Consider the following 13,233-nt stretch of genomic DNA (forward strand, 5'->3'; position numbering starts at 1 on the left):
CCAAAAATTTATTTTAAAAGCTCTTTTGCGTATTTTAGGCCTAGCTCGTAAGCTTTTGCGTTTGCCTCTTTGACCTTAGCTGGCACGCTTGCTAGCATCTCTTCACGCACTAAATTTTCATCCATGCACCCACTCATCGCCACAGCCACACCAAGGGCTACGACGCTTTGAGTGATGACGTTACCGACCTCGTCTTTTGCGATAGAGATGATAGGGATTTCATAAATTTTCCAGCGCTTTTTGTCTTCATCGCTTACTTTTACCAAATTTGGCTCGACAACGATCGCACCGCCCTCTTTCACGCCGCTTTTAAAGGCGTTGTAGCTTATCTGCGCGGTAGCAAGCATAAAGTCTATCTCGCCCTCGTTTGCATAAGGGTATAAAATTTCTTTCTCATCAAGTATGATATCGACCTTCGTTGGACCACCACGCACCTGAGATGTGTAGGTAGAGGCCTTGACGCCGTATCCGCCTGCTTTTATCTTGGCAGCTGAGAGGATCTCGCCAGCTAGTATGACGCCCTGTCCGCCAACGCCGACAAATCTTAGTTGTGACTTCATGCTAGCTCCTCAAAATTTATCGCTTCATTGCTCATTGCAGCCCTTCTTACCTTGTCGTAAGCCTTGGTGTATTCGATCTTTTCTTCATCTTTGTGCAGCACGCCAAGTGGGAAAATGCCCTTTTTCTCTTCGTCACTTAGCATGTCAAATTTGACCTTGCTAGTCGTGCGGCCTTTTATCCACTCTAAATTTTTTACCGCCTCGCCCATTTTGTTCTTGCGACCTAAATTTATATGGCAGTTTGAAAATACATCAAAAAAGCTGTATCCATCGTGGCTAAAGCCCTCTACAAAGAGCTTTGTAAGCTTCTCTGGCTCGATGACGCTACCACGTGCGACAAAGCTAGCACCTGCGGCGGTTGCGAGCTTACAGGCGTCAAAACTAGGATCGATGTTGCCGTATTGCGCTGTGACCGTCCACATGCCCTTTGGCGTGGTTGGGCTGGTTTGTGAGTTTGTTAGCGCGTAGATGAAGTTGTTGATTAAGATGTGATTTAGCCCGATATTTCGGCGGCATCCGTGTATCGTGTGGTTGCCCCCGATCGCTAGTCCGTCGCCGTCGCCAGTTACCACGATGACGTGCTTATCTGGGTTTGCCATCTTTACGCCAGTCGCGTAAGCTACGGCTCTGCCGTGAGTTGTGTGGATGGTGTTGCAGTCAAGATATCCGCTAAAGCGACCAGAGCAGCCTATGCCTGAGACCACGCAAACGTCGTTCATGTCCCAGCCCATGGTATCGATAGCGCGGATGAGCGCCTTTAGTATGACGCCGTCGCCGCAGCCCCAGCACCAAAGAGTAGGCATTTTATCTGTTCGTAAATATTTATCATAATTAAAAGCCATAAATTTCTCCTATCTTCGCCTCGATCTCGCTTGGGCTTATTGGTCTGCCGTTTGCTTTTAGCAGTTTTGCAAAGTCATCTCTTAAGATGATCTTTGAAATTTCGCCACTATATTGACCTAAATTTAGCTCGCAGACCAAAATTTTCTTAAATTTATCTGATATCTCTTTTAGCTTTTTAGCTGGAGCTGGAAAAAGTGTGAGTGGCTTAAATAGCCCTACTTTTAGCCCTTTTTCACGTAAATTTAATATCGCTTGCTTAGCCGAAAGCGCCACACTACCAAAGGCGATGATGCAAATTTCAGCGTCATTTAGCATAAACTCTTCAAATTTCTCGCACTCATCAGTGTGTAAATTTATCTTGTTAAACAGCCTATTCATCGAGTATTCAACTATCTTGCCATCTTCTGTTGGAAAGCCAGTAGCGCCGTGATGAAGCCCAGTTATGTGGTAGTGATAGCCTTTAAAGAAAGGATTTAGCGTGGCTGGCGCGTCTGGTGCCGCCTCGTATGGTTTATACTCTTTTGGCTCGCCATTAAATTCTCTTCTTTTATAAATTTCTAGCTCGCTGATTTCTGGCAAACTAACTCTTGCTTGCATGTGGCCTATCGTCTCATCAAGTAGCAGCATAACTGGTGTCATAAACCTAGCTGCGAGGTTAAATGCACGAACCGTCTGCGTATAGCACTCCTCTAGGCTACTAGGGGCCAAAACTATCATATTTACATCGCCGTGAGTTGGATTTTTAGCCTGCAAGATATCGCCTTGTGCGACACGGGTTGGTAGGCCAGTTGAAGGGCCACCGCGCATGACATTTACGATGACAAGCGGTATCTCAGCGATAAAGCCAAGGCCTATTTGCTCAGCCTTTAGCGAAATCCCAGGACCAGAACTTGCAGTCATCGCCTTAGCACCGCTCGCACTTGCTCCAAGAGCTACTGAAATTCCAGCTATCTCATCCTCCATCTGTATAAATGTGCCGCCATGTTTTGGCAAAAGCACGCTTAGCTCATGGGCGATCTCACTGCTTGGAGTGATAGGATATCCACCAAAGAAGTTACAGCCACACTCGACTGCAGCCCTTGCTACTAGGGCATTTCCAGTTGATACTACCTCTCTCATGCGCTCTCTCCAAGTTTTGCAAATTTATTTGCCTTTACGGCTGCAGCTCGCTCTTTGCTCTCAGGCGTTAGCTTTGCAAATTTAAAGCCTTTGTCAGCCACATAAATGGCAAAATCAGGACAGTGAAGCTCACAGTCACGGCAGCCTATACAGGAGTCTGGGTGGACGACCTCTATCATCTTACCAAGCACGGCATTTGGCTCGAGCCTCATACCTAGTACGCCTGCTGGGCAGTAGCTCACGCAGATATCACAGGCCTTACACCTGCTCTCATCGACCCAAACTGGGACATTTTCTTTTACGATCATATATCTTCCTACTCTAAGTTTTCTTTTAAAAATTTGATATTTTTTCTGATCTCAGCTTCACTTTTGTTTAGTTGCTCTTGCTCGTCTTCGTCTAAATTTAGCTCTAAAATTTCTTTCAAGCCATCACGTCCGAGCCTTACTAGCCTGCCACAACTTAGTTCATCATCGATTAGCACGCTAGCGCTTATTATCTCATCGCTCTTGCCAACGATCATCTCGCACATTTTCACAGCTGCGGCCGCTGGTGCGTAGTAAGCTGAAGTGCCAAGAAGCTTAACTATCTTTGCGCCACCAGTGCTTGTCTCTTTTTTGAGCACTTTGAGCTCATTTTCATTTAAATTTTCGCTTATATTGCTAGCTGATACGATCATCTCGTCATTGTGAGCGCCGACGATCTTTGCTCTTAGCTTGCTAGCGTCCTTATCTTTTAAAAGCGCTAGCTCATATCTGCACCTTGCGCTATCTAGCTCGCCAGCCATGCCGATCACTTTGTTTTTGCTAAAACCGCTAAATTTATGAGCCGTCCAAACCATCACATCAAGCGGATTTGTGACGACTATTATCACTGCATTTTTGGCAAATTCAGCTATCTTTTGCGCTGTTTGCTTTACGACAACGGCGTTTTTAAGCAGCAGATCTTCTCTAGTTTGACCCTCTTTTCTTGGGCTTCCAGCTGTGACTATGACGATGTCACTGCCCTCAATTAACACAAAATCATCGCCACCACAAACGCTAGTTTTAGCGTTAAAGACGCAGCTTGACTGCGCTAGATCGATAGCTTTTGCGCGCGCCACGTCGCCAAATATATCTACAAGTGCGATCTCGTCGCAAAGCTCTCTCATGCAAAGCGCATAAGCTATGCTCGCACCGACGTTTCCAGCTCCAACTACACTTATTTTCATCTCTTATCCTATTATTTTATTTAAAATTTCACTTGGTCTCATGACCTCATTTGCTCTTGCTTCATCTAGCAGGTAGTATCCGCCAAATTCCACGCTTGCACCATCTTTTTCTCTGATCTGCTTTAGAATTTCGCTCTCGTTTTTCTCTAGCTCGTCTGCTAAATTTTCAAAAATTACGCTTAAAATCCCGTCACTTTTTGCCATCTCTCTCGCCCAAAATAGCGCTAGATAGAAGTGTGACTCTCTGGTATCAAGAGTGGCATTTGGCGTTTTGTTTTCGTCTAAATAGCTAGCAACAGCTCTATTTAGCGCGTCACTTAGCTCTTTTGCCTCTTTTTTTTGCCTAAAAAACGATAGATGTTCAAGCGATGCACTAAGTGCTAAAAACTCGCCTAAGCTATCCCAAAGCAGGTGATTTTTCTCTTTTAGCTCTTTCACAAGCGTCGGAGCCGTCCCACCAGCACCAGTCTCAAACATCGCTCCACCAGCAAGTAGTGGCACTACTGAGAGCATTTTTGAGCTGCCACCTAGCTCAAATATCGGGAAAAGATCAGTTATATAGTCTCTTAAAACGTTGCCGGTGACGCCTATGACGTCTTTGCCGGCTCTTATTGCCTCAAGCGATTTTTTAGTTGCTTGCTCGTAGTTTAAAATTTCAAATTTCACGCCAGCATTAGCAAATTTATCTCTAAATTTATCAAATTTAGCTATCAAATTTCTATCATGAGCACGGCTGCTATCTAGCCAAAATATAAGCTCATCTTTTGAAATTTCGCCTCTTTTTAAAGCAAGCTCAAACCACGCATTTATCGCATCTTCTTTTGCCTGCGTCATTCTAAAGATATCGCCTTTTTTAACACTAAATTTAAAGACGCTCTCGCCTGCCTCATCAAAAACAGCAAATTCTCCGTCCTCTTTTGCGATAAAAGTCTTATCATGGCTGCCGTACTCCTCGGCCTTTTTAGCCATTAGTCCAACATTTGCCACGCTGCCAATGTTGCTCACATCAAGCGCGCCATGCTCCTTAAAGTCCGCCACGCAGGCCTCATAAACTCTAGCATAAGTCCTATCTGGGATCATGCAAAGTGAGAAATTTAGCTCGCCGTCCTTATCTTTTACCTTGCCAGAGTTTCTAATGAGCGCAGGCACTGAGGCGTCGATGATGACGTCATTTGGCACGTCAAAGTTGCTGGCACTTTCATTTAGTGTCCAAATTTTTGCCTTTTTGCTCAAAATTTCATCAAATTTAGCCAAAATTTCATCTTTATTTTTAAGAGTTGAAATTTTAGCAAACATATCTTTTAAGCCGTTTTTTGCCTCAACACCGTGAGCCTTAAATTCATCGCCAAATAGCTCAAAAACCTCTTTAAAGTAGCTCTTTATCGCGTGAGCAAAGATGACTGGGTCGCTAACCTTCATCATCGTGCATTTTAGATGCAAGCTCAAGGTCAAATTCTCTTTTAGCGCGCTCTCAAAACAGCTTTCATAAAATTTATCCAGCTCATCTGCGCTTAAAAAGGTAGCATCTACGATCTCACCACTTTGGACAGCAAGCTCTTTTAAAAGCTCTTTTTTGCCATCCAAGCTTATGAAATTTATATAAAATTTCTCATCTTTGCTAGCGATGATTGAGCGCTCATTTTCATAAAAATCGCCCTTTTGCATGTAGCAAATTTTAGTTTTATTTGCCTTGTCCCAGTTGCCGTTGCTATGTGGATGCTTTTTGGCAAATTCTTTAACCGGTGGCAAAACTCTTCTGTCTGAGTTGCCTTGTCTTAGCACTGGATTAACAGCACTACCAAGCACTTTTGCATATTTTTTAGCGACCTCTTCGTCGTAGTCCGTGATGATCTCATCTGGATAAAATGGCACGTTTATGCCCTTGCTTCTAAGCTCCTCAATAGCCGCTTTTAGCTGAACGAGCGTGGCTGAGATGTTTGGCAGTTTTATGATATTTGCCTCTTTGTGCGCGGTTAGCTCACCCAAAAGCTCCAGTTCGTCAGCCTTGTTTAGCCCAAGCTCTTTGCTAAAAAGAGATAAAATTCGCCCTGCTAGGCTTATATCAGCCCTAGTTATACTAATGCCAGCGCGTGATAAAAAGCTCTTAACGATAGGAAAGAGAGAGTAGCTTGCAAATAGCGGTGCTTCGTCGGTTTTAGTCCAGATAATGTCACTCATTTTAGCCCTTTTGATTTTTTGAAATTTATCACGTTTTTTATTAAAGCTAGTTGTATTTTAGCCCTATTTTGCGATATTTTGATTGTGCTCGCTTAAGGTTTTTGAAAAAATGTGTTTTTTTGCCTTTTTATCAAGCACAAAGTATAGATAATCGCTCTTTGCAGGGTTTATCGCCGCTTTGATCGCACTTATAGAGACGCAGCAGACTGGACTTGGCGGTATGCCGTCGTTTAGATAGGTGTTAAACTCGCTCATGTCGCTTCTTATGCGCTCAGCCGTGATCACATCGTGCGAGTAGATGCCATAGTTTAGCGTGCCGTCCATCTGCAGCCTCATGCCCTTATCTAGGCGGTTGTAGATGACTGAGGCGACAAGTGGCATCTCAGCGTCGTTTGCGGCCTCTTTTTGGATGATTGAAGCGATGGTTAAAATTTTAAACCACTTTTTCTCGTTATATTCGCCAAAAATTTTTCTGCTGATCTCGCTTTGCGCCTTTTTAGACGAATTTACAAGGTAATATGCCAGATGCCTCTCGCTGATGCCAACTGGGATCTTATAAGTATTTGGCATCAAAAAGCCATCAGCGACTGGTGCAAGGGCGTTATACTCGCTATTTAGTTTTGCTCCGTCAAGTCCAAGCTGGGCAGCGATTTGATTTAAAAAAACGATAGTAGTTTCGCCAGGGATGAGCGTGATCTCGGTCATCGCAGCCTTTGCTTTGGCTAATTTTTTTAAAAAATCAATCCTTGAAATTTTATCTTTGCCTATCTCGATCCAGCCAGACTGAGGCGAGCCGATGAAGCGCATGGCGTATTTGTCGATCGCACTTAAGTTAAAGTTGCGATTAGCTAAATAAGATATAATCTCGCCCACACTCCCTTTTGGCACAAAGACGACTTTGCTCGTGTTTATGGGGCGTGCCAAATAGACAAATACACTTAGGACGACGATGAGTACGATATCAAAGAAAATATCTAGGTATGGCTTTTTTATAAAATTTTTTATCATTTTGATTCTTTCGCTTGTTTTGCTTTTAAAATACGGCATAAAAATTAACGATTTCGAGTTTTACGGCGTAAAATTGGAGCAATTATATATAAAGTTAGATAAAAAATTAATTGTAAGAGCAAAGCAGATCAAGCTACCAAGCTTCAAAAAAGACGTGGCGCAAAAAGCTAGCGACAAGCAACTTTTAAACCTTAGTCAAGGCGTTGATTATCTTGAGACCTTTTTTCAAGAAATTTCACTTGAGAGCGTGCAAATCGGCGATGATTTTAAGATCAAAATTTTATTTTTAGATGATATATTTTTCGTTGATAGTCCTTATCTAAACATCGATATCAAATTTCAAAAAGAGCAGCAAGATGGCATAGACCACTTCATAGTAAAAAATTTAAGCCTTAAAGACTTTAACGTCAGCATTAGCGGCGAGGGCAGTGCAAATTTTGACAAAGATGACTATAAATTTGATGGAAATTTCACCTCGCACGAGTTAAATGGCAAGCTTAGCTTTGCCTTAAAAGATACACTTTTAACCTACAAAGCCTATGACGTAAATGCTGGCAGTATCAAGGACTTCATCGCTGAGCTTGATAGTCGCATACACCTAAACAGCGAGGTTAAAAACTGGATATATGGCTACATCGTGGCTGATGACTATCACCTAAATGAGATAAACGGCAAGGCTGACCTTAAAGAAAATGATCTTTTCTTAAACGAGCTAAACGCGACTGCAAATGCCAAAAATTTACTTGTTAAATTTGATAAAGGCTTGCCAGCCGTAAATGTCGCTGAGGCAAACATCACGCTTAATAACTCGAAGCTTAAATTTGACCTTACAGCTCCAGTTTATAAAGGCAAAAAGCTTGATGGCTCAAATGTTGCTATAAACAACATCTTTGATGAAAAAAGTGCAAATTTAGAGCTTTTTATAAAGACAAATTCTATTTACGATGAGGCAATAAATGAGATATTAAGAGCTTATAAGATCAACGTGCCAGTTAGGCAGCTAAGTGGTAAAATGGATGCTGGCCTAAAAATTTTGATAAAACTAGACGAGAAAAGCTTAGAAAATTTTGATGAAAAAAGCGTCATCGCAAATGGCGATTTTAAGATAAGTGACGCGGTTTTAGATATCGCTGGGAGTAAATTTAACGCTAAAAGTGCCCTTGTAAAGCTCGTAAATACTTCTGTGCTAAACATCGATGCAAGCGGCTTTGGGCTTGATTTTTTCAGAGCAAATGCAAAAGCAGATATAAATTTACAAAAAAGCACCGGCGAGATAAAAGGCGTCATAGAAAGCTTTGATCTAAAAGAGAAAAATGATGAAATTTTAGCCTTTAAAAATGAGCCATTTACCGCGCTTCTTGACTTTAGTAAGCCAAGCGAGACTACGCTTAGCATTGAGCCTTTTGGGCTAAATTTAAGCTTTGGCGATGAGAGCGTGATAGCTACGAAAAATAGCAACTTCATCATGCAAAACTCCCCAGTTTTAAAGCAAAATGGCGTGCTTGGCTTTGGTGATGTGAGCATAAAGAGCAAGGACTTTGTTAATCTTGAAATTTTGGCAAAAGGGCTTAAATTTGACATGCCGTTTTTGGATAAAAATGGCTCAAAATATGATAATGACGACTTTTTGATCACGGTCTCAAAGGCTGGCGTAAAGGTGCAAAGTGCGAGCAAAAAACTCTCTTTAAATATCGCCGAAAAAGGCATAGAGGCTAAAAGCAACGATCTAAATTTGCTTGTCCTTGATGACAACAGCACAAAAGAGCAAAGCACGCCACTTGAGCTCTTTGCAAAAAATGGCGACATCATCTTGCAAGACCTAAACAAAACCTTGCCATTTACTAGCTTTAGTGCCGAAAAAAAGGGCAAGAGCGTCTCGCTAAATGGGCTAGCAAAGCAAGGCAGAGTTGGATATTTTAGCGATGAGAAAAGCATAAATTTAGACGCAACTGATATAAGTGGCGAGTTTATAAATGGTCTTTTAGGCACCAAGAGCTTTGAGGGCGGTAAATTTCGCCTAAAAATGCTTGGAGAGAGCTCGAAAAATTTCAAGGCTGAGGTGAGATTTTTTGGCACGTATCTAAAAGACTACATCTTTTATCAAAGGCTTTTAAGCTTTTTAAACTCGGTGCCGTCGCTTCTTAGCTTTAAAACGCCTGACTTTAACGACAAGGGCTTTACTGTTAAAAACGGCAAAATTTTACTTACAAGAAAGGGCGACTTGATCGAGTTTTTAGCCATAGAGATGATAGGCACGAGCGCAGATATCGGCGGACGCGGCACGATCGATCTAAAGAGCAAAAAGATAAACATCGATCTTGAGCTAAAGATACTAAAAGACGCAAGCGGTATCATCGACAAGATCCCGCTTATCAACCAAATCATCCTTGGCAAAGACCGCTCGCTCTCAACCGTCATCGCCATACGTGGCACGACTGAAAAGCCAGAGTACTCGACGCAAATATTGCGAGATGCCCTACTCTCGCCACTAAAGATAATAAGAAACGTCCTGCAAGCTCCGTTTTTGATATTTGAGTAGTTTAAATCTGTAACGCACGAAAATTATAGAAAAAAATTATTGGCTGCTTCTAAAGCCAAGAGTGGCGCTCATTTTTGATTATTTATATTATCCCAGGCTCGTAAAGTGCGTAAAGATATCAAAAGCTAGAGATCAAGGTTTTGGTAGCTATTTTTTACTACTACCACTATTAAAATATTTTAATAAAAAAACATAAAATTTTACATATAAAAATATGTAAAATTTACTTCATCTCAAGGCGCATAAGATACATATCTTCGCCGTCAGTCACCTTTAAATTTTGGCTTTTACACTTTGGACAAGTAAAGTCATTTTCGCTAAGCTCCCCGCCAAATCCACAGTCCAAACACTCTACGACAATGCCTTGTAAATTTATGACAAGCTCAGCGTTTTCGCAGATCGTGCCAGCCTTATAAACATCAAAGGCACTCTCCAGATAGTGTGGCTCCACTCCGCTTAAGCGACCAACTTTTATCTCGATCTTGCTTATCTCTTTGGCATTTTCTTTGGCGGCATTTTTCTCGCAAAGGCTGACTAAATTTTGAACGATACTAAGCTCGTGCATTAGCAGATCCTTGGCAGTAGCTCGCCCTTTGGCGGCTCGAGAAATCTTCTTGATTTATAGGCGTTTTCGATGATGACACATTCGTTTTTAGCTTCCATTACCGTGCCAATTATCATCGCGTTTTTATCAAATTCTCTTAAAATTTTAAGTGCGTCCTCAGCTTGCTTCTCATCTACGGCCATCACAAAAGTGCCCTCATTTGCAAGCTCATAAGGCTCAAAACCAAATAGCTCACAAACGCCCATCACTTCATCTGCGACCTTGATATTTTCTTCAAAAACTAGGATGTCAAATTTGCTAAATTTAGCCCACTCATTTAGCACCGCACTTAGTCCGCCTCTTGTCGCATCGCGCATAGTTTGCGGCTTTATGCCAGCACTAAATAGCTTTAAGACAACCTCTTTTAGGCTTTTGCAGTCACTTTTTAGATCAAGCCCAAGCTCAAATTCTTCTCTTGCAGCAAGCACCACACCGCCGTGTCTGCCAACATCTCCAGAGATTAAGATTTTTGCCCCTGCTTTTAAATTTTTAAGCTCCACGCCCTCGCAAACTATCTCGCCGATGCCTGCTGTGTTTATGAAAATTTTATCGCATTTGCCCTTTGGCACGACCTTCGTATCGCCACAAACTACGCTCACGCCGCTATCTTTGCAAGTTTTTGCAAGCGAGCCAAGCACACGCTCAAGCTCTTCTATACTAAGCCCCTCCTCGATGATGAGCGAGCAGCTTAGGTATTTTGCGCTTGCTCCAACCATTGCTAGGTCGTTTATCGTGCCGCAAGCTGCGATCTTGCCGATGTCGCCGCCATTAAAAAAAATGGGAGTTACCACAAAGCTATCGGAGCTAAATGCGATCTTGCCGTTTAAATTTAGTATCGCTGAGTCGTTGCTCTGCCTTAAAATTTCGTTATCAAAAATTTTAAATATCGTCTCATTTATAAGCGAGTTCATCTCCTCGCCGCCGCCGCCGTGGCTTAGCATTATCTTTTTCATTAAATTCCTTAACCAACTCTTGCGTATTTAAAGTATGCCGCACAAGCGCCCTCGCTTGATACCATGCACGATCCTATCGGATTTTGTGGGTTGCAGACCTTGCCAAAGACCTTACAATCAGTCGGCTTTGCTAGCCCTCTTAAAATTTGCCCACAAATGCAAGCCTTGCTCTCGCCAGCGCTCTCTACGCTGCAGTCAAACTGCACTCTGGCGTCAAGATAGGCAAACTCATCTTTTAGCTTCATGCCGCTTTGTGCTATCTCGCCAAGGCCTCTCCAGACAAAGTCACACGGCTCAAAGTACTTAGCTATGAGCTCTTTTGCCTTGACGTTGCCCTCTTCTTTGACCGCCCTTGCGTACTCATTATAGACTTCATATGTGCCTGCGTTTTGCTGACGGACTAAATTTAGCACACTTGCCATGATGTCAAGCGGCTCAAAACCACTAATGGCGATGGGTCTTTTAAATTCGCTCGCTAACTCTTTGTAAATTTTACTACCCGTGATGACGCTCACGTGACTTGGACCCAAAAATGCGTCTATCCTTACGTTCTCATCGCTCATTATAGCTCTAACTGGAGCTGGAACGGTTACGTGATTTATATGAAAGTATAAATTTTTAATGCCCTCTTGCACCACTTTTTCAACTAAATTTGCGCTCATCGGAGTCGTCGTCTCAAAGCCGATCGCAAAAAATATGACTTTTTTGTCTGGATTTTGCTTAGCGATATTTAGCGCATCAAGTGGCGTGTAAAGTGCCCTTATATCGTGTCCCTCGCCGCGAAGCTTTTGCAAGCTTGTCTTTGAGCCAGGCACTCTTAGCATGTCAGCTAGCGTGCAAAAGATCACATTATCCATACTAGCAAGCCTACAGGCCTCGTCTATGCGGCTCTTTGGCATCACGCAGACTGGACAGCCTGGGCCGTGGACGAAATTTATATGCTCCCCAACTAAGCTTGGCAGTGCAAATTTCATAATGCTATGCGTGTGGCCACCGCAAATTTCCATGATATTTAGCGGTTTTACGCTCTCTTTTTGTATCAGTTTTGAAAGGGCAAGGATTAAATTTTTATCGCGAAAGTCATTGATAAGATCCATCAAATTTTCCCCGCGTCCATATCCTCAGCGATCTTTTGATAGACCTCCAAGCTCTCAAGCGCAAACTGCGTATCGATCTTTTGCATGGCGTATCCAACGTGGATTAGCACGTATTCGCCAACCTTTACCTCTTCAGAAATGAGATCTAGGCTTACCTTTCTAGTAACGCCCAGAGTCTCGACGGTAGCAACGTTGTTTTCATCTATTTCTATTACTTTTGAAGGGATCGAAAGACACATTATCTTAGCTCTTTTTTAAATTCCAAATAACTTATCCATTTATCGATGCCCTCGCCTGTTTTGCTATCTACCACAAAGATATCAACCTTTGGATTTAGCTTTCTAGCGTCGTTTTTCACGCGCTCGATGTCAAAGTCAAAGTGCGGCGCAAGCGAAGCTTTTGTGATTAAAAGCACGTCAGCAGCCCTAAACATCACTGGATATTTACTCACCTTATCATCGCCCTCTGGCACTGAAAGAAGCACAACATTAAAGTGTGAGCCAACATCGTAGCTTGCAGGGCAAACTAAATTTCCAACATTTTCTATAAAGACTAGATCAAGCTCATTTAGTGGCAGGTGATGAAGCCCCTCATGCACCATAAATGCGTCTAAATGGCAGGTCTGACCTGTGCTTATCTGATGAGCTTTTGCGCCAGCTTTTACTATGCGGTCGGCATCTTGATTGGTCTCCAAATCGCCCTCGACAACGCCTATTTTAAATTTACCAGCCTTTATCGTAGCCTCTAAAAGCGTAGTCTTGCCAGCGCCTGGGCTACTCATCAAATTTACACAAAGTATCTTTTTCTCATCAAGATGCGCTCTGTTGTGAGCTGCCTCTTTGTCGTTTTCAGAAAGAATTTTCTCTATCACGTCTATGGTTTTGCTCTCGTTTAGCACAGGGTGCGCGTGAGCCTCGTGGCTATGCTCGTGTGCGTCATGAGCGTGGTCTGTATGCCCATCGTGAGTGTGTGGGTGTGAGTGAGTAGTGCCATCAGCGTGAGTGTGAGTGTGGGCGTGATTTCCCATTGAACAACCGCAATCTTTACACATTTTATTATCCTTTTTTATTAATTTTCAGAGATTTTAACGCTTAAATTTAAAAATAAAATTAAAATTTAAGG

General features: G+C 42.6%; 13 protein-coding genes. 1 reads left to right on the forward strand and 12 read right to left on the reverse strand.

What is annotated here, in order from left to right:
• Nucleotides 1-8: 8 nt before the first annotated feature.
• The 7 genes from CVS89_RS05425 to mltG all read right to left on the reverse strand — a co-directional run bounded on the left by CVS89_RS05425 (nt 9) and on the right by mltG (nt 6,918).
• Nucleotides 9-560: a 2-oxoacid:acceptor oxidoreductase family protein gene (locus CVS89_RS05425; protein WP_021085834.1), complete on the reverse strand. Its 552-nt coding sequence runs from the start codon at nt 558-560 to the stop codon at nt 9-11.
• Entirely contained in the window at nt 557-1,402 is an 846-nt protein-coding gene (locus CVS89_RS05430) for a 2-oxoglutarate ferredoxin oxidoreductase subunit beta (RefSeq protein ID WP_021091283.1), read from the reverse strand. The genes CVS89_RS05425 and CVS89_RS05430 overlap by 4 nt, the downstream gene beginning before the upstream one ends.
• On the reverse strand, nt 1,392-2,522 hold the full coding sequence (locus CVS89_RS05435) for a 2-oxoglutarate synthase subunit alpha (protein WP_021087604.1): 1,131 nt from the start codon (nt 2,520-2,522) through the stop codon (nt 1,392-1,394). The genes CVS89_RS05430 and CVS89_RS05435 overlap by 11 nt, the downstream gene beginning before the upstream one ends.
• The gene (locus tag CVS89_RS05440) at nt 2,519-2,830 is read right to left on the reverse strand and encodes a 4Fe-4S binding protein (protein WP_107848417.1); all 312 of its coding nucleotides are present in this window, start codon (nt 2,828-2,830) and stop codon (nt 2,519-2,521) included. Before CVS89_RS05440 ends, CVS89_RS05435 begins: the two co-directional genes overlap by 4 nt.
• An 8-nt stretch (nt 2,831-2,838) precedes the next feature.
• Nucleotides 2,839-3,732, reverse strand: a complete 894-nt coding sequence (locus CVS89_RS05445; RefSeq protein ID WP_103570403.1) for a lactate/malate family dehydrogenase — start codon at nt 3,730-3,732, stop codon at nt 2,839-2,841.
• A 3-nt stretch (nt 3,733-3,735) separates the two neighbouring features.
• Nucleotides 3,736-5,910 carry an NADP-dependent isocitrate dehydrogenase gene (locus CVS89_RS05450; protein WP_107848418.1) on the reverse strand — a complete coding sequence of 725 codons (2,175 nt, stop codon included), beginning with the start codon at nt 5,908-5,910 and terminating at the stop codon, nt 3,736-3,738.
• A 63-nt stretch (nt 5,911-5,973) separates the two neighbouring features.
• Nucleotides 5,974-6,918: an endolytic transglycosylase MltG gene (mltG, locus tag CVS89_RS05455; protein WP_107848419.1), complete on the reverse strand. Its 945-nt coding sequence runs from the start codon at nt 6,916-6,918 to the stop codon at nt 5,974-5,976.
• A 73-nt stretch (nt 6,919-6,991) separates the two neighbouring features.
• Between mltG and CVS89_RS05460 the strand changes: the two genes are divergently transcribed.
• Entirely contained in the window at nt 6,992-9,457 is a 2,466-nt protein-coding gene (locus CVS89_RS05460) for an AsmA-like C-terminal domain-containing protein (protein WP_107848449.1), read from the forward strand.
• A gap of 223 nt (nt 9,458-9,680) precedes the next feature.
• Here CVS89_RS05460 and hypA read toward each other — a convergent pair whose 3' ends face one another.
• From hypA to hypB, 5 genes are read right to left on the reverse strand one after another with little or no spacing between them, the layout of a single operon-like run.
• Complete coding sequence (hypA, locus tag CVS89_RS05465; RefSeq protein WP_021085088.1) at nt 9,681-10,022, reverse strand: hydrogenase maturation nickel metallochaperone HypA; 342 nt, start codon at nt 10,020-10,022, stop codon at nt 9,681-9,683.
• Nucleotides 10,022-11,014: a hydrogenase expression/formation protein HypE gene (gene hypE, locus CVS89_RS05470; RefSeq protein ID WP_107848420.1), complete on the reverse strand. Its 993-nt coding sequence runs from the start codon at nt 11,012-11,014 to the stop codon at nt 10,022-10,024. Before hypE ends, hypA begins: the two co-directional genes overlap by 1 nt.
• 8 nt (nt 11,015-11,022) lie before the next feature.
• Entirely contained in the window at nt 11,023-12,111 is a 1,089-nt protein-coding gene (gene hypD, locus CVS89_RS05475) for a hydrogenase formation protein HypD (protein ID WP_107848421.1), read from the reverse strand.
• The gene (locus CVS89_RS05480; protein WP_009293878.1) at nt 12,111-12,350 is read right to left on the reverse strand and encodes a HypC/HybG/HupF family hydrogenase formation chaperone; all 240 of its coding nucleotides are present in this window, start codon (nt 12,348-12,350) and stop codon (nt 12,111-12,113) included. Before CVS89_RS05480 ends, hypD begins: the two co-directional genes overlap by 1 nt.
• Complete coding sequence (gene hypB / locus CVS89_RS05485; protein ID WP_107848422.1) at nt 12,350-13,162, reverse strand: hydrogenase nickel incorporation protein HypB; 813 nt, start codon at nt 13,160-13,162, stop codon at nt 12,350-12,352. Before hypB ends, CVS89_RS05480 begins: the two co-directional genes overlap by 1 nt.
• Between the last annotated feature and the right edge of the window lie 71 nt (nt 13,163-13,233).

The sequence above is a fragment of the Campylobacter concisus genome (assembly GCF_003048615.2).
GTDB classification, from domain to species: domain Bacteria; phylum Campylobacterota; class Campylobacteria; order Campylobacterales; family Campylobacteraceae; genus Campylobacter_A; species Campylobacter_A concisus_C.